The sequence below is a fragment of the Chitinophaga sp. CC14 genome, assembly GCF_048957795.1.
GTDB lineage: Bacteria > Bacteroidota > Bacteroidia > Chitinophagales > Chitinophagaceae > Chitinophaga > Chitinophaga ginsengisegetis.
The window spans coordinates 210,919-228,248 of the sequence record NZ_JARBFY010000006.1; the positions used below are offsets into that span (position 1 = coordinate 210,919).

The 17,330-nt window shown below is 47.5% G+C and carries 19 protein-coding genes; 8 read left to right on the plus strand and 11 right to left on the minus strand.

The window, feature by feature from the left end:
- Positions 1-219: 219 nt before the first annotated feature.
- The 9 genes from PV783_RS31300 to PV783_RS31340 form a co-directional block, all read right to left on the minus strand.
- Complete coding sequence (locus PV783_RS31300; protein WP_079471974.1) at positions 220-660, minus strand: DUF3276 family protein; 441 nt, start codon at positions 658-660, stop codon at positions 220-222.
- 157 nt (positions 661-817) lie between these two features.
- The gene (locus PV783_RS31305) at positions 818-2,614 is read right to left on the minus strand and encodes an ABC transporter ATP-binding protein (RefSeq protein WP_111578231.1); all 1,797 of its coding nucleotides are present in this window, start codon (positions 2,612-2,614) and stop codon (positions 818-820) included.
- A gap of 111 nt (positions 2,615-2,725) precedes the next feature.
- Positions 2,726-3,304 (minus strand): LpqN/LpqT family lipoprotein, encoded by a 579-nt coding sequence (locus tag PV783_RS31310; protein WP_079471976.1) that lies wholly within the window; start codon positions 3,302-3,304, stop codon positions 2,726-2,728.
- Positions 3,305-3,358: 54 nt separating this feature from the next.
- Positions 3,359-4,288, minus strand: coding sequence for a phosphoribosylaminoimidazolesuccinocarboxamide synthase (locus PV783_RS31315; RefSeq protein WP_420990769.1), 930 nt, complete (start codon positions 4,286-4,288; stop codon positions 3,359-3,361).
- A gap of 226 nt (positions 4,289-4,514) precedes the next feature.
- Positions 4,515-5,870 carry an exonuclease domain-containing protein gene (locus PV783_RS31320; protein ID WP_420990770.1) on the minus strand — a complete coding sequence of 452 codons (1,356 nt, stop codon included), beginning with the start codon at positions 5,868-5,870 and terminating at the stop codon, positions 4,515-4,517.
- A gap of 3 nt (positions 5,871-5,873) precedes the next feature.
- Positions 5,874-7,049 (minus strand): ABC transporter permease, encoded by a 1,176-nt coding sequence (locus PV783_RS31325; RefSeq protein WP_420990771.1) that lies wholly within the window; start codon positions 7,047-7,049, stop codon positions 5,874-5,876.
- Complete coding sequence (locus PV783_RS31330; protein ID WP_420990772.1) at positions 7,042-8,208, minus strand: ABC transporter permease; 1,167 nt, start codon at positions 8,206-8,208, stop codon at positions 7,042-7,044. The genes PV783_RS31325 and PV783_RS31330 overlap by 8 nt, the downstream gene beginning before the upstream one ends.
- Entirely contained in the window at positions 8,208-9,197 is a 990-nt protein-coding gene (locus PV783_RS31335; protein WP_420990773.1) for an HlyD family secretion protein, read from the minus strand. The genes PV783_RS31330 and PV783_RS31335 overlap by 1 nt, the downstream gene beginning before the upstream one ends.
- Before the next feature lie 12 nt (positions 9,198-9,209).
- Positions 9,210-10,664: a TolC family protein gene (locus tag PV783_RS31340; RefSeq protein ID WP_079471982.1), complete on the minus strand. Its 1,455-nt coding sequence runs from the start codon at positions 10,662-10,664 to the stop codon at positions 9,210-9,212.
- Between the two features lie 320 nt (positions 10,665-10,984).
- Between PV783_RS31340 and PV783_RS31345 the strand changes: the two genes are divergently transcribed.
- The 8 genes from PV783_RS31345 (at position 10,985) to PV783_RS31380 (ending at position 15,305) form a co-directional block, all read left to right on the plus strand.
- Entirely contained in the window at positions 10,985-11,521 is a 537-nt protein-coding gene (locus tag PV783_RS31345; RefSeq protein WP_420990774.1) for a YceI family protein, read from the plus strand.
- A gap of 64 nt (positions 11,522-11,585) precedes the next feature.
- Positions 11,586-12,518, plus strand: a complete 933-nt coding sequence (locus PV783_RS31350; protein WP_235016001.1) for a ring-cleaving dioxygenase — start codon at positions 11,586-11,588, stop codon at positions 12,516-12,518.
- Position 12,519: 1 nt separating this feature from the next.
- Entirely contained in the window at positions 12,520-13,149 is a 630-nt protein-coding gene (locus PV783_RS31355; RefSeq protein WP_111578236.1) for an alpha/beta hydrolase, read from the plus strand.
- A gap of 9 nt (positions 13,150-13,158) precedes the next feature.
- Entirely contained in the window at positions 13,159-13,560 is a 402-nt protein-coding gene (locus PV783_RS31360; RefSeq protein WP_079471985.1) for an OsmC family protein, read from the plus strand.
- A gap of 2 nt (positions 13,561-13,562) precedes the next feature.
- Positions 13,563-14,006 carry a (4Fe-4S)-binding protein gene (locus PV783_RS31365; RefSeq protein WP_420990775.1) on the plus strand — a complete coding sequence of 148 codons (444 nt, stop codon included), beginning with the start codon at positions 13,563-13,565 and terminating at the stop codon, positions 14,004-14,006.
- Positions 14,007-14,017: 11 nt separating this feature from the next.
- On the plus strand, positions 14,018-14,290 hold the full coding sequence (locus tag PV783_RS31370) for a GNAT family N-acetyltransferase (protein ID WP_079471987.1): 273 nt from the start codon (positions 14,018-14,020) through the stop codon (positions 14,288-14,290).
- Between the two features lie 27 nt (positions 14,291-14,317).
- Positions 14,318-14,893 carry a YeeE/YedE family protein gene (locus PV783_RS31375; protein ID WP_079471988.1) on the plus strand — a complete coding sequence of 192 codons (576 nt, stop codon included), beginning with the start codon at positions 14,318-14,320 and terminating at the stop codon, positions 14,891-14,893.
- A gap of 1 nt (position 14,894) precedes the next feature.
- On the plus strand, positions 14,895-15,305 hold the full coding sequence (locus PV783_RS31380; protein WP_420990776.1) for a DUF6691 family protein: 411 nt from the start codon (positions 14,895-14,897) through the stop codon (positions 15,303-15,305).
- A gap of 62 nt (positions 15,306-15,367) precedes the next feature.
- Here PV783_RS31380 and PV783_RS31385 read toward each other — a convergent pair whose 3' ends face one another.
- Complete coding sequence (locus PV783_RS31385) at positions 15,368-15,940, minus strand: DUF4142 domain-containing protein (protein ID WP_111578239.1); 573 nt, start codon at positions 15,938-15,940, stop codon at positions 15,368-15,370.
- Between the two features lie 230 nt (positions 15,941-16,170).
- The gene (locus PV783_RS31390; protein ID WP_168771361.1) at positions 16,171-17,295 is read right to left on the minus strand and encodes a zinc finger domain-containing protein; all 1,125 of its coding nucleotides are present in this window, start codon (positions 17,293-17,295) and stop codon (positions 16,171-16,173) included.
- Between the last annotated feature and the right edge of the window lie 35 nt (positions 17,296-17,330).

Here is a 17,330-nt window from a genome sequence, read left to right on the forward strand (position 1 = left end):
TGATTTTATAAAGATTAAGAAAAGATAAAATTGAGAAATAAAATAAGGGAGATATAGACGAATACCGCCTATATCTCCCTTTATCATTTATAAAATCAAAAAAGTAAATCAGTATAATCAGCGTAATCCTGAGAAAGACAAAATCCGCAACAATAAAAAACCCCCGGAGAAATCCGGAGGTTGCCTATTATTTTTTGTAAAAATCTCTAAGTAAAAATCTTACCATTTGTCTACCTCATCAGAGCTATGTGAAGCCGGGGCGGCTACTGACGCCTCAACAGGTACTTCCACCTCTACAGGGACTACTGAAGCGCGAACTTCAGATCCATCTGCTTCTGTTTCGTCCTGTTCTTCCTGCACATAATCATGGTTGTAGGCATCAAAGTCGAAATCGGGCATCAACTCAGTTTTAACATAGTTGATGGTTTCGGTTAGTGCGTTCAGGAACTTGTTGAAGTCCTCCTTGTACAGGAATACCTTGTGCCTGTCATAACCGTTGTCATTAAAACGCTTCTTACTTTCTGTTATAGTAAGAAAATAGTCGTTTCCCCGAGTGGTCTTTACATCAAAGAAGTACGTTCTTCTTTTGCCCGCTTTCAATCGTTTAGAAAAGATGCTATCATTGTTTCTTTCCTGTTGATTGTTGTTTTCGTACGCCACAGTTGATAGATTTAAGTGTTAACGAATCAAATCCTGTTACAATAAGAGACAAATATACTATTGTTTTACAAATATCAAAATATTTTTAAATGATTTTGAAAAATCATAAAAGCCACGTGTAACGGGCTGCGACAGGGTATATACAAGCACATGATTGCTACTCACTTACACTTTCATCGTCGCCGGATTGCTGACGCGCGTATAGTTCTGCGTAGTATCCATTCAATGATAATAAATCATTATGTGTCCCCTGCTCTACAATCTTTCCTTCATCGAGTACAATTATGCTATCGAACTCAAACAAGGCAAAGATCCGGTGAGTGATAATAATGGCAGTTTTGTTTTTCAGATAGGCATACAGGTTACCTATAATCTCTTTTTCGGTGCGGGCATCTACGGCAGAGAGGCAGTCGTCGAAGATAAGGATATTGGGATCCTTGATCAGCGCCCTCGCAATGGAGATCCGCTGCTTCTGCCCCCCGCTGAGTGTTACACCCCGCTCCCCGATGGCGGTATCAAAGCCATCGTTGAAGCCCAGGATGTCTTTCTCCACAGAAGCCTGCCTGGCAGCGGTTTGCACAGTTTCAATGCTGGCGCTCGGATCGCCGAAGCGGATGTTATTGGCAATGCTGTCGGAAAACAGGAACACATCCTGCGGTACATAACTGATCTGGCCACGCAAATCGGCCAGCCGGAGGTGACGGATATCCTGGTCGTCTACCATCACCTTCCCCTCCTGCGGATCGTACATCCGGATGAGCAGCTGCGCCAGCGTACTTTTACCGGAACCCGTTCTGCCAATCACCGCTACCTTCTGCCCCGGTTTGATATGCAGGTTAAAATTGCTGATGGCGGTAATCCCTGTATGAGGATAAGTAAAGGTTACATTCTCCAGGCGCACCCCTCCTTTCAGCTTCACTGATTTCGCATCCGGCTCATCCTTAATAGCAGGCGCTATCTGTAAAAATTCGTTTATACGTTGCTGTGAGGCCGCCGCACGCTGGATCATAGACGCCACCATCCCGATAGAAAAGAACGGGAACATCAGCATGTTCACATAAATCACAAACTCCGCCAGGTTGCCCACCGTAATGTTCCCCTGGATCACCTGGATACCGCCAATGAAAATAGTAAGGATCACACTCAGGCCAATCATCAGCGCCATAGTGGGCTGGAACAGCGCGTCCGTTTTAGCAAGACTGATAGAACTATCTTTATAGGCTTCACTGGCTTCTTCAAAATGACGCGCACTTGCATCTTCCTGGATATATGATTTTATTACGCGGATACCGGAATAAGATTCCTGCGCAATGGAAGTAATGTTGGATAACTGCGCCTGGATCCGCTCACTTTTACGGTGAATGATCCTGTTCACATAATAAATGGTTAAGGCCAGGAAAGGCAATGGCGACAAGGTATACAGCGTCAGCAACGGGTTTACCTGCAACATCAGGTATACAATGATCACAATGAGAAATAAAGTCCGGGATGCATACATAATAGCAGGACCTACGTACATGCGTACCCGTGATACATCTTCAGTAATACGGCTCATCAGGTCGCCGGTACGATGCATCTTAAAAAAGTTAAGATCCAGTTTCTGATAATGCTGGTAAATTTCATTCTTCAGATCATATTCAATATGACGGCTCATCACAATCAGCGTTTGCCGTTGCAGGAACAAAAAGAATCCGCTCAGTAGTGCGAAGATGAGGATGCTTACGCCGTAAAACGCCAGTACATGCGTGAAATCGGCACGGAATGCCACTTTCAGCGCAGTATTATCCAGCAACCGGTATTCGTCGATATTATGCGCCAGCAGGTCGAAGATCTGGCGGACCATGATAGGCTGGAAAACACTGAATACAATGGATATAGCGGTAAACAACAATCCCAGGATCAGCAGCCATTTATTGGTAAGAAAGTATTTATTAAGCGCGGCAAGGTGTTTCAATGGTCGTCAATTTGCAAACAAAAATAAGGCATTCGAAGCATATAGCTATAAAGGAGAAGACCCGGGCAGATAATCTCTCCGCCCGGGTCTTCTCTCAAAAAAATATATACTTTACTTCGCGGTAAAAGACCCCAGGATCTCTTCCAGCGCCGGTTCATATTTCACCAGGTCGTTGGCGAGTGTAGTGAGGGTAATAGCGTAAGCGATATTATTTTTCACCAGGATGGTTACCTCTCCGTTAAGCAGGGTGCCACTTTCGCGGTGGGCATACTGGCATTTCATCCATTTGGCTTTTACGCCGGTAACGGTACGTTCGCCGGTATCTATCTTTTTATAATCCACGAAGAAACTTTCCATTTCTTTCTGGGTGCTTTCCATCACCTTATCCAGCGTAAATCCTTTCTTCAGTTCCTGTGTAACGATATTTACATTGGCCTGGAAGGTGCTGTCGTCGGTGATTGGCGCCATCATAAAGGTGTATTCAATCCGGCTCATCACCGTATCTATCTTTGTCCAGCCGGTGGGGGTATTTACCGTAAAGGTTCCCCGGCCGGCGTTCATGCCCGGCGATTTTCCTGCCAGCTCCAGTACTTCTTCGCTGCTTAATTCTTTAGGGGATTTGGACGCATTGTTGCAGGCTGCAATGCTTAACAAACAAACTGCTGCTGCGGAGATCAATTGTAGTTTCATCGTGCACAAGGGATAAAAAAACCGCTCCGGCGTTGCACCGGAGCGATTGGGTGATTATAAACTTTTCAGTGCAGCTACTATCCTGGATTCTGCATCCGCAGCCGCTACTTCTTCTTTCACAAATTTCTGACCGGTAATATTTTCAAACAGTTCAATGTAACGTTCGCTTACGCTTGTTACAAATTCGTCTGTCATTTCCGGTACCTGCTGACCATCTTTACCCTGGAAACCGTTTGCCATCAGCCATTCACGTACAAATTCCTTGCTAAGCTGTTTCTGCTGGGCGCCGTTTTTCTGGTTCTCTTCATAACCTTCCGCGTAAAAATAACGGGAAGAATCAGGAGTATGAATTTCGTCGATAACATAAATGGTATCGCCGATTTTACCGAATTCGTATTTGGTATCCACCAGGATCAGTCCGCGTTTGGCGGCCATTTCCTTACCTCTTTCAAATAAGGCGAGGGTATACTTTTCAAGTTGTTCGTAGTCTTCCTTACTTACCAATCCCTGTGCAATGATCTCATCACGGGAAATATCCTCATCATGTCCTTCATGCGCTTTGGTAGTTGGAGTGATGATGGGCGACGGGAAGAAATCGTTTTCCTTCAGTCCTTCCGGCATCGTTACACCACACAATACACGTTCGCCGGATTTGTAAGTTCTCCAGGCGTGACCAGTGAGGTTACCGCGTACCACCATTTCCACCGGGAAAGTTTCGCATTTCAGCCCGATAGTTACATTTGGCAGCGGAGAAGATTTTACCCAGTTAGGAACGATATCTTTAGTCGCTTCCAGCATAATGGCCGCAACCTGGTTCAGTACCTGTCCTTTGTAGGGGATCGGGCGTGGCAGCACCACATCAAATGCAGAGATACGATCGCTTACTACCATTACCATCAGCCTGTCATCAATGGTGTAAACATCACGTACTTTCCCTTTGTAAAAGGCAGTTTGACCTGGTAATTTGAAATTTGACTCTAACATGAATAAAAAAATATTAATAATTAAAGATGAAAACCACTTTTACGAGATGCAAAAGTAATCAGGAATCACTTATCGTGTAATTTTTTTTCTTAGGGGATTTTGTCTTTCTCAGGATTCCCCTGATTATGCTGATTTATATTTTTAATTCTGTATAAAATCTCAAAAAAATAAAATCTAACTAATCAGCATAATCAGGGGAATCCTGAGAAAGACAAAATCCGCGCGATTACAACTGTATGCTGTTGCTGGCGTAAGGCCGGAGCAGGCTGATGATCACTTCATTCTCGGCGTAAGGGGTAAGATAATCCCGCACGTGCGCTGCTTCGGCGGTATTCACTTCTGCGGGCACATAACCCATTCCGTAAAAACGGCCCTTCTCCATCAGGATGCAGCTTTTCTCGCTGCTGTTGCGGCCTTTGTCTACGATGATCACGGAAGGCTGCTGTTCCTGTAAAAATGCAATCGCCGCTTTCATGCGCTCATTATAGCTTTCGGGCCGTTCTACCTTTTGACAGGCACCCTTGCACGTACCGGCGGTAATGCCGGCGCAGGTACCATCGCCTTTTTGCAGGAAACAGAGTTTGGGGCATAGCTGGAATTCCTTTATCAGGGAGCGTAACAGCCGGTGGCCATCTATCAGCAGGTTAAAGCTGTGAACGGGGTGCGAATACTTCCGCTTCTTTTCTATGGCAAGCCGCAGGTATCCCTGCTGGTCTTCAAAAAGGTAAAATCCATACCTGAACTCCACCCGTTTCTGGGCGTAGTTGAAAACAGGCCACAGGCGCTTTATTTCAACAGATTCCAGGATGCAGGCCATCAGCTCCGTAGCCGTTTCCTGGTAGGAAATGCGGTGAATGGTACGCAGGAAATTCTGCCGCTGGCGGCTGGTGCTATGGCCGGTAAAATGGCTGTTCACCCGTTTAGCCAGGTCTTTTGCTTTGCCTACGTATACTACTTTGTCTTTGTGGTCGTGGAAATAATAAACACCGGGGTGAGCCGGCAGTCCCTTTACCTGTTCCGGTGGCAGGTTAGGCGGCAGGAATTGTTCCTTTGATCCTACCTTCAGCATGGAAGCGATCACCTTCTCTTTATCGTTGGCCAGCAGCATCCCGAAAAGCACGGTGGTGGCTTCCGCATCGCCACCGGCCCGGTGCCGGCCGTTTACCGGTATGCTGAAATGGCGGCAGATATTACCCAGGCTATATGATTTCAGCCCCGGGAATATTTTGCGTCCCAGCCGTACCGTGCACAGCTTCTTTGATTGCAGGTCGAACCCTGCATTAGCCAGCTGGTGCTTTATAAAGGAGTAATCGAAGTTTACATTATGGGCTACAAAGATCCGGTCTTTCAGCAGGCCGTATAATAAAGGAGCGATGGCCTCAAAGGGAGGTGCATCTGCCACCATACTGTTGCTGATACCTGTCAGTGATTCTATGTAATAAGGAATGGGGATGCCAGGGTTTACCAGGGTTTGGTAATGCTGCGTGACTTCGTTCCCGTTATACAGGAAAACGGCGATCTCCGTTATACCATTGGCGCTGGCATGCCCGCCCGTCGTTTCAATATCTACAATTGCATACATCAGCTACAAATATATGGATTGTTGCCGCTTATTCAAGCGCCTTAATCCAAGTAAGGCCAGCAGGGTATAAAACCCGGAGAGCGCCACCAAATGCAATACAGAAGCCGCATTATCGCCCAGGGTACCGCCCATTTGTACGATGGACTGGTATACCCTGAGGAAAGGCGTGGTGGGCACCATCGACGATAACCACTGCAGCGGTACCGGCAGCGATTCATACGGCCATGCATAGCCTGCGATGAGGAATACCGGGTACGTGGAAAACACCATCATCTGCGCCGCCATCAGCTGGCTGCGGAACATGCTTCCCAGCCATATCCCCAGCGGGATCAGCGTAAAAAAGAAAAGGAAGAACACCACCGCCACATCCAGCACCCGTCCGCGGAAGGGGATGTTGAGGGTGGTATAGTTAACAGTCATAAAGAAGAAAGCATAACAGCAAAAAAGCAGCATATAAAAAAGGCCCTTTCCCCAAAGGGCGGCCGACAGGCCGCCACCGCCGGTTTTCACCAGTTCGGGTACGCGTCCTTTTTCTTTGTCGAGCGCCATACTTTCCGAAAGCCCGATCAGCAGCGTTTGCTGCAATATCAGCGCCAGCAGCCCCGGTAGCAGGAACGCACCATAACTGGACCGGGCATTATACATTGGCCGGTAATCGAGATTCACCGGCTGGGTTTCCCGCAAAGCCATCTGTGAATTCAACCCCTGCATTTCATTATACTTCAGCCGTACCCCCGCCCCTACGGTAAGCGCCAGCGTGGTAATAGCGCCGGCCAGCTCGCTGGAAGGCAGGAACCGCGCGGCATTCACAGCCAGCACAATATCGGCCTGTTGCAGGGCCAGCACTTTTTTCTCTACGCCGCGGGGAATATACAGGTAGCCCTGGCATTCGCCATAGTACATTTTGTCCTGCGCATCCTGTAAGTCCCTCGCGCCTGTTACGGCCGCAATCTGCATTTTATTCAGTTGCTGCAGGAAGGCGCGGGATAGTTCACTTTTGTCGTCGTCGGCAACGGCCAGTAATACTTTCTCTTCTACCTTATAACTATAAATACTGCCATAGAAAAAAGCATAGAGGAGCGGCGCTATCAGCAGGGTAAGCAACAAGCTGTGGTCGGTGGCCACCAGCCTTACTTCCCGCAGGAACAACCGGGTGATATGTTGAAAAAAATCACGCATGCTGTAAAGAGAGTTTATTTAGTTTCCGTTGCAGGAACAACAATGCTACCGGGAACGTTACTGCTATATAGATCAGCAGTTGCCCGGCTTCCTTATATACATAGTGCATCGGCAACTCCATAAAATACACTTTAAAGAATCCATCCAGGAAAGGTGTAAAGGGCATCAGCCAGGCGTAGTACTGGTCGTACCACGGCATGGCCCAGCGGGGAAAAGTAAAGCCGCTGAATACAAAAGCAGGGGAAGTATAGAACAGGCCCAGGTCGCAGGCCACCATTACATCGCTCACAATGGCAGACACCATCAGGCCAATACTGATACATCCCATAATCAGCAACGTAAATAGTATGAACAACGGCCAGGAGCCGCCTATCCTTCCGTGTGCAAAAAGCGGGAACACAATACACGTTACCAGGATGTAATGCAGCCATCCTACGCTGAGGTGCGCCAAACCCTTTCCCAGCAACACATTGGAGGCAGAGCCATTGGCCATTGCATTCAGTTCTGCAAACGTGCCTCTTTTTTCTTCGAGGTTCAAAGCAAGTACTGTTACCATAATGATCATCATCTGGAGCGCCACCGCAATTAACCCCGGCACCAGGTATTGCTGGTAATTGTACTGCGGATTATAAAGCATGTAAGACGTGAGCCGGATGGGCTGTACCAGCGCCATCGCCTTACCTGCGGGCATGCCCGTTTTTACAAACTTCTGTAGCGTAACGCCCGAACCCGCCGTAATCAATACTTTGGCGGCATCTTTATAGATCAGCTTCGCCGTTACAACAGCGGCGGTATTGGTGTACACGGTGATATACACCGGTTGACGGCTTTTGATATGGTCGTCCATTTTCTCCGGGAAATGGACAGCGCCCTGGATGATGCCCTGTTCCATCATCTTCTGCAGCGTTACTTCGTTATCTACCTGCTGCGTGATGTGGATGCTCTCCGTTTGCTCCAGCATAAACGCAAACTTCCTCGACAAAGGCGAATGCGACTCATCCCAGATGGCCACCGGCAAATCACGGGCAAACTGGTTATTATAGATATAGCCATACAGCAGGCATACCAATGGCGGCAACACCAGCAATACAATGTAGTGCTCCGGGAGGGTAAGTATACGCTTCCATTCCCTGATCATGATATGGATAATGGAACGCATCATGGCAGGTTCATGGAGGCAGTCATACCAGGGCGCAAGCCTTTGATAGCCGCCTGGTTAACGGGTTTCAGATCTACCGTAAAAGTGCGCAGTTCAAATTTACCCTGTTCTTTTACCGGTACCCAGTTGGCGAAAGTGAGCGAGGGAGCTACTTTATGTACCTCCGCTTCAAAATTTTCAGGATCACATCCCGGTACGCGCACCGTAACACGGGCGCCTAAAGGGAAACGCTGCATATCATCCTGGCGCACATTATACGTAATATGATAGGTAGCCGGTTTCTGGATAGTCATCAGCGGATAACCGATCGCCACTATTTCTCCTTCTTCTATTACCATTGAAGTAATGATACCATCTGACGGCGCATGGATATAAGTATTATCAGATAATGCTTTGGTGAGTTCGTAGCCCTGTTCTGCCTGGCGTACAATAGCGGAAGCGGTGGTGATCAGTTCCGGGCGACTCCCCTGTTGCAGCATATCCATATTCAGCTTGGCCGTTTCCATTTCTTTTTTGGCGGCCTGCAGTTTGAAATACACCAGGTCTTTTTCCTGCCCGGAAATTACCTCATCATTAAAGAGGTTTTGCATACGCTGATAGGTTTTCTGCATCAGCTCATACTGTTGCTGGGTAATATTGTACAGGTTATCGGCTGCTTTGATGGCTTCGGGGCGGGCGCCTTTCTGCAGCAGTGTGAGCTGTCCTTTTGCTGCATCAATGGCAGCCTGCGCCTGGTTACGGATGGCATTGATTTCGGTAGACCGGAGCACGCCCAGCAGCTGGCCTTTGCGGATGGTATCACCCTGTTTTACCAGGAGACTATCCAGGCGGCCGGGGAATTCTGCTGCCACATCCACATAATCGGCGTCCACCATGCCTATCATTGATTTATCTGCTGCTGCCGGCTTCTTTACAAAGAAGATCAGCGCGACAACCAGGATAGCAATGGGGATCAGCAGGGCCCAATAATTTTTTAATACAGCTCTCATGAAAAAATCTGTTTATCTGTCAACGTATTCTGCAAATTGTTCCGGTGTACCTATAACATTCCAGTATTGCGCCAGTGCAAGGTAGTAGCCCATCACGGCGGTATAGTAGATCTTCTGCATTTCCTCTTCCTGCAGCAGTGCATCATTTACATCTTTTACAGACGACAACTGGTTTTGCATACGGTCGGTTACCAGCGTAGTGGTGAGGTGCGCCTGTTGCCGCGCGCTATCCAGCGACGCCACATCATTCTGCAGGGCTTTCATTTTATTGATCGCTACTTTCAGTTGCAGCTCCAGCGAGGTTTTGGTGTTCAGGGCCGCCATCTGTGCTTCTTCCACCAGCATTTTACTGGCTTTGGTACGCTTATATTTCTGGAAGCCGTCGAAGAGGTTCCATTGCATTTCCACGCCTATGAGCCAGGGCGGTATGGTTACCGGCAGGTCTTTCTGATACAGATTCAGGCTGCCGATGGCAAAAACATTGGGCAGGGCGAGCGACCGGGAAGCCTTCACGGCTACATTTGCCAGGTCCGTTTTATTTTCCACCAGGCGGTAAGTAGGGTTATTGCGGAGTAATTCCAGTTGGCCCGTTTCCGTTACCGGCTTCAGTTCATATTCCAGTGTGTCGTTAATTGTTATAGGGGTTTCTATCGGCTGCCCGAGCAGGTCGTTCAGTTCCAGCAGCGCGTTTTCCTTTTCCAGCTCCAGGTTGTTGTACCGGTTGGTGGCCTGCACAAAAGACACCCGCGCCCAGTTGAGCAGGTATGGCGGCAGGATCTGGTTATCTTTTAAAGAGGTGGCATAGTCGCGGTTCTTCCTAAAAGATTCCACGATCACGGCTTCATGCGCAAGAATAGTGTTCAGGTAAAGAATGCGGAGGTACTGGGCGCTGATGGCAAAGAATAATCCTTTTTCCACTACCTGTTGGTTAAACTGCCCGGCGGTTACCTGTGTTCTGGCCAGCTGTTGCGCAGTAGCAATTTTGCCGCCCAGGTAAATAGGCTGCCGCAGTGCGAGCGCCGCGGTGAAATAAGATTGTTTGGTCAGCTCCGGGTTATAATCGGGGTACACCGTATTGATGATCCCTTTGGTGGTATTATAAATAACGTCCTGCACATTTTGCGGAAGCGGCTGCCCGGTAATTTGCTGGTAAACAGTATTGGCCGTATTCACGCTTTGGGCAGATGATCCGTTCACCACGCCATCTTTTACCTGTTGCAGATTTATTTCCAGTGGTTTGCCGAGATAGTTGTAGCCGGCCAGCAGATCCACTTTGGGGTAATACGACCTGTTTTCTGCCTGCAGGTTATACTCACGGGCTTTCAGGGATCGCTGCGCCTGCTGCACCAATGTGTTTCCCTGTTTGGCAAGCCGGTAACATTCCTTTAAAGTGAGCTGTTGTCCGTTTTGCTGACCGTGTGCATACAATACTGGCAGTAACGGAATTAAAAACAAGTAATATCTCATACGGTTTTCTTTACATCAGGAAGGTTTCCGGTTTGACCTTAACACCTCAAAACAATCTTTCATGCATAATGTTTGAAGTATTTGAAAAAAATTATACATCATTTGATAATAAAGGGCTTATCGTAATATTTATTACCTTTAGCGCATACACAAAAAGTACATCATTATGTGTATTTGATCCATTTGAACCCATCAGTTTTCACCCGATATTTGTGATACAAAAGATTGAACAATAAGTTCCTGATCTTGTTAAAATAAAGTCCTGCAGCGGTTTACGCGGCATTACAATTCTTTGATTCATTATAAAACTACATTTACTTATGGCAAAACAACAATGGGTAGCCGACGCCAGTCACAGTGAGCTTGGATTCAAAATCCGTCACCTGATGATTACCAATATCAATGGTAAATTCAACAACTTCACCGTGGACGCAGAAACAGAAGGAGAAGATTTTATGACTGCTAAAGTGAAAGTAGCGGTAGATATAGATTCTATTTCAACAGGCAGCGCCGACAGGGATCAACACCTTCGTTCCCCGGATTTCTTTGATGTAAACACCTACAAGGATATCATTTTCGAAACTACCAAATATGAGAACGTTGACAACGACGGTTCTTATGAACTATACGGAGATCTGACCATCCGCGGGGTAACCAAAAACATCAAACTCGCCGTAGAATTCGGTGGTGTGGTCAAAGATCCCTGGGGCAATACCAGAGCCGGTTTTACCATTAACGGGAAAATTAACCGTAAAGATTTCGGCCTTAACTGGAACGCGGCTACCGAAGCCGGTGGCGTACTGGTGGGCGATGATGTAAAAATCTACGGAGAAGTGCAACTGATCAAAAAGCAGTAAGATTATCAGCTGTTAGTTTTTGCACCCGCAAAAACTAACAGCCAACTTTTAAAAAGGGGGAATTATGAATGAAATAACCGGCCTGCATCATATCACGGCCATTTCAGGCAATGCGAAGAAGAACTTTGATTTTTATACCCGTGTGATGGGATTACGTTTTGTAAAGAAAACGGTGAACTTTGATGATCCCCACACCTATCATTTTTATTATGGAGATGAAACCGGCACGCCCGGTACTATCCTCACTTTCTTCCCCTGGGAAGATATTATGGCCGGCCGCAGAGGTACCCACATGGCTACCGAGGTAGGCTATAGCATTCCGGAAGGCAGCATTGACTTCTGGTTAAAAAGATTTGAAAAAGAGAACATCATCTATAATAAACCATCTTCCAAATTCGGGGAAATATACCTCACCTTTATTGACCCCGATGGATTGAAAGTGGAACTGACTGTTCCGGAAAAGCCGGACAACCGCACACCGTGGGTAACCAATGAAGTGGGCGAAGAAAATGCTACCCGTGGATTCCATCATGTTACCCTTACGCTGGAAGATGTGCAGCCTACTGCCGACCTGCTGGTATCAGTGTTTGGTTACAAACTGGATAAGCATCATACCAACCGTTACCGCTTTGTGAGTCCGGCTGGTGATACCGCCAATTATATTGACCTGGTAGAAGCCAAAGGAGAATCCCGCGGGCATGTTGCCGGCGGAAGTGTGCACCACATTGCTTTCCGGATGAAAGACGACGATATGCAAATGCACTACCGTCAGCTGCTGGAAGACCGTGGCCTAAACGTTACGCCGCAGCTGGACCGTAAATATTTCCGGTCTGTTTACTTCCGGGAGCCGGGCGGCGTGTTGTTTGAACTGGCTACCGACGTGCCTGGCTTCACCGTAGATGAGCCGGCAGCCGAACTGGGCACGCACCTGATGTTGCCGCCGCAGTACGAGTCGCAGCGGGATGAGATTGTCAAAAAACTGATTAAACTGGACTGATATGGATTTTAAACCTATGCAGTATGTATACGAAGCGGTGGGTAACCCCACCGCCTATACGCTACTGCTGTTGCATGGCACCGGCGGAGACGAACGGGATTTATTACCACTGGCAGGATCACTGGGAAAAGGTTTCAATATCCTCAGCCTGAGAGGCAATGTACAGGAACACGGCATGCCACGGTTCTTCCGTCGTTTAGGCATGGGCGTATTTGACGAAGAAGATGTACATTTCAGGACGCACGAAATGGTGCATTTCCTGAAAGAACTAGCCACTAAAGAAGGCTTTGACATCAATAAACTGATTGCTGTTGGCTATTCCAACGGAGCCAATATTGCAGGCGCCGTGCTTATCTTATACCCGGAGCTGCTGGCCGGCGCGGTTTTGTTCCGTCCTATGCAGCCATTGGGCGGTATAGAAGACAGCTTCGAAACACTGCGGCAACAGCCCGTATTTATGAGCGCCGGCACACAGGACGGCACCGTAGATCCCGCAGCCACGGCCGCTTATGCCACCCTGCTTAACAGCAATGGCTTTAAAGTAAGTACATTCGATATTCCTGCCGGTCATAACCTGGTACAACGCGATATTACTTTGGCAGCAGAATGGATGAAAGATAATTTTCAGTAAAAAAAATATATGGACCAGGAAGTTAGAGTCAGTTTATCCGGCCGCCCTTACCAGGTGTCAATAGATACAAGAGACCACCGCTGGCTGGCAGACGAGCCAATAGAAGCCGGTGGCGACGATACCGGTCCCCAGCCCGGGGAATTACTGCTGAGCAGCCTGGGCTCCTGCACCGCTATCACGCTTAAAATGTACGCCGACAGGAAGAAGTGGCCCGTAGAGAACATTGAAATTGAGCTGCGCTTTAACAGCGCCGCGAAGCCGGACCCGCTTACCACCGTGATTGATATCGACATGCACTTTACCGGTGATCTCAGTGAAGAACAGATAGCCAGGCTGGAGCAGATAGCCCGCTCCTGCCCTATTCATAAAGTATTGAGCCATCCCATTATTATGAACACAAAAGCCGTATAAAGATGAAAGACATCACCAAACACTACTCCAACGGAGAGGTAACCATTGTATGGAAGCCAAATGTGTGCATCCACTCGGAGATGTGTTTTCATGGACTGCCGTCCGTATTCAATCCAAACCGAAAGCCCTGGATTAATGCGCAGGGAGCCACCACTGAACAGATTGTATCGCAGATCAAACATTGCCCTTCCGGCGCGCTGAGCTTTTTTATGAATGCAGACGTGGAAAAACAGGGCGGCGTGGAACCACAGATCACCGCGGAGAGCATTGTGGAACCTACTCCGAACGGACCACTGCTGGTATACGGCAATATCATTGTAAGAGATGCTACAGGAAAGGAAACACACAAAAACAAGGTAACTGCTTTTTGCCGCTGCGGCGGGTCATCCAACAAGCCTTACTGCGATGGCACACATACTAAAATCAATTTCTCAGACAAATCCTAATTAACCTTTATATGGAACTCACCATCAGGAACAACATTGCAAAGAAACAGTTTGAAACGGAAGTGGAAGGCCATACCGCACTGGTAGCCTATACCCTGTTCCCCGGCGGCATTGCTTTTATGCATACAGAAGTACCACCGGAACTGGAAGGCCGCGGCATCGCCGGACAACTGGCCAAATACGTACTGGAATATGCCCGGGAAAACCACCTGAAAGTAAAACCTTACTGTCCCTACGTGAATGCCTATATGAAAAGACATCCTGAATACAATGACCTTTTATAACTTTATCATCTCCTAAATTCCTTTTCTATGCAATTTTTGAAATTCATTCAGCAACCCTGGCATTGGTCGGTATCGGGGTTGCTGATTGGCCTTACAGTGCCCGTGCTGCTGCTGTTGGGCAATAAGGCGTTTGGCATTTCTTCCTCGCTGCGGCATATCTGTGCGGCATGTTTCCCGGCGGATATTTCCTTCTTTAAATACGACTGGAAAAAAGAGGCATGGAACCTCTTCTTTGTAGCCGGCATTTTACTGGGCGGATTTATTGCAGGGCATTACCTGCAGGATGGCAATGATATCCAGGTGGCAGCGGCTACACAGGCCCGGCTGGCCACTTACGGCGTGCATGATTATTCGGCTTTGCTACCGCCGGAAATATTCAGCTGGTCCAACGTGTTTACCTGGAAAGGACTGGTATTTTTTGTTATTGGCGGTTTGCTGGTGGGCTTTGGTACCCGCTATGCCGGCGGCTGTACATCCGGTCACTCTATTATGGGATTGTCTAATTTGCAATGGCCATCACTGGTGGCTACGTGTTGTTTTATGGCCGGTGGCTTCTTCAGCGCCAACCTGCTTATTCCTTACCTTTTTAAATGGCTGAACTAACATGAAAAATATCAGGTACCTGGTAGCAGGAACTTTCTTTGGTATTGTACTGGTAAAGGCGCAGGTGATCAGCTGGTTCCGTATCCAGGAAATGTTTCAGCTTACTTCCTTTCACATGTACGGCGTGATTGGCACCGCAGTAGTTACAGGAATCATTTCCCTGCAACTGATCAAACGGTTTAAGATCAAAACCATCCAGGGCGACCCCATTTCGGTAGCGCCTAAAACTTTTAATAAGGGACAGATCTTCGGAGGGTTGCTCTTTGGCGTGGGATGGGCCATCACCGGGGCTTGTCCGGGTCCGTTATTTGCGCAGATCGGCACCGGCTTCACGGTAGTGGGTGTTACATTACTGAGTGCTATTGCTGGCACCTGGATATATGGTGCGTTAAAGCCGAAACTGCCGCACTAAAAAAAAGCTTCAAGGAGCTGGCCCTTGAAGCTACGGTTACTATTCTCTACATTCACGGATAATTATTTTTTCAAAGCATCTTTAATTGCTTTCGCGGAATCCTGGTGCGCCTTCAGTGTAGGCAATGTATTTCTGGCCCAGGTTTTCAGGTCTTCGTCTGTTACATTATCTCCTGCTTTCTCAAATTTATTCACGTCTTTATCGTGGTCGTCTACCATCATACTCATATAGTCTTTGTCGAACTCCTTACCGGTTTTCTTACCCAGATCCTCAATATGTTTCTTTGTTTCTGTAGATAATTCTGCCGGTAAAGTGATACCCTTTGTTCCTGCCAGCGCCTTTAATTCATCCACTGCTTTGGAGTGATCGTTTACCATCATGGTAGCAAAAGCCTTTACCCTTGTACTCTGAGCTTTTTCCTGTGCCAGCTTACCCATTTCTACTTCCATCATACTACCATTCGCAGCCTCTACCGCAAATTCAGATGATTTTTCATCTACCGGCTTAACAGTTTCATTAATATCCTTTGCACTGTCTACCGGTGTTTCCGATTGTGGATTTTTCGCTGTATTGTTACACGACTGTGTCATCCACACGGCTAAAAATGTTGCCGATAAAATAAGTAGCTTCTTCATTGCATATTGTTTTGGGTTTGTAATAGGTGTGCCTGTTTTACATTATTCAACTTTGCAAAAACGGTACCCTGAAAACAAATATCCTTCAAACACAATACAGCAAAGGATTTCAGAGGAAACTCAAAAGCGAGCTGATACCCCGGAAATGTAGATTGTTTTCCCCGTAACGCGCAAGAAAAAAGGTTATTGTAATAATTACAATAACCTTTTCCCTTTATAAACGCCCGCTCTTATTGAGATTGAGCGAACTGATAAATAATAATGATAGCGGCAATGATAGCGAGAATAAGGCCCACTATTTTCATCCAGCTGTACGGACGATCGCCGGTTACTTCGCCGGTGCAGGCATTTACCACAAAATGATAGAGTTTGCCTTTGTACCGGTAAGCGCTGATCCAAACCGGCAGCAGCAGGTACTTCAGGCCAAGCTGGTTGTATTCCACATCGTAGTCATCGATACGTTGTTCGTCGCCGCCAATATCATTACAGATCTCATCACGGATCACCGGGTCCATTCTTTTTTTGGCGATCACCAATGCCTGTTCAGCATTGGTTTGGTACAGCTCCGCCCGGAATCCGCTGAGGTAGCGGCCATCGTACTTCTTTAGCTGATCGAGGTGCCAGGGCTCCAGGATCTGCGCCATTTTCAGCGGCAACGACGGGCTGGCGGATACCAGTACATCGCGGAAGTTATTGTTTACATTACCGGAAGCAGGATACCATGCGGTATGCCGTACCTGCCGGGTACGGGTTTCCGTGCGGCCATTTACTTCTACTGTATAACTTTCCGTAGTATAATAGTATTCGCCGCGGGAACCGGAGTATTCGGTATACGTATCTGTATCATAGCTCCAGTGCGGGATATATACGCCTTTCAGTTGCTGTGAGGAGCTGTCTTTTACTTTCTTCACCAGGTCGGATGGGGCAAACCAGAGTTTTTTCATCCAGGTTTGAAAGTGGTCCACAGCGGTTTTGTCGCTCACTACAAAAGGCAATACATAATGCGGTTGCAGGATGGACGTGGTTTGCGCAGTGTCCACCACCAGCGGCGACGCGCAAAACGGGCATGAATCGGCGGTTACATTGGGCAGCATGGTAGTGGAAGCGCCGCAACCAACGCATTTCACTACTACCGCCTGTTGGGTAGCTTCTGTATGATTTTGTTGGGAAGCAATAAAAGCGTCATAATCTATGGGCTGAATAGCAGCGGGCTGCGTATCATCCTCAATCTGATTCACAGTACCGCAGTATTCACATTTCAGGCTGTTGGTGCCTGGTGCATAATGCAGTATAGCGCCACAGTTCTGGCATTTCAACGAGTTAACTGTTTCGCTTGTTTTTTCCTCAAAAGACATAGGAACGTATGGATATAATGCTGCCGGCATCCCAT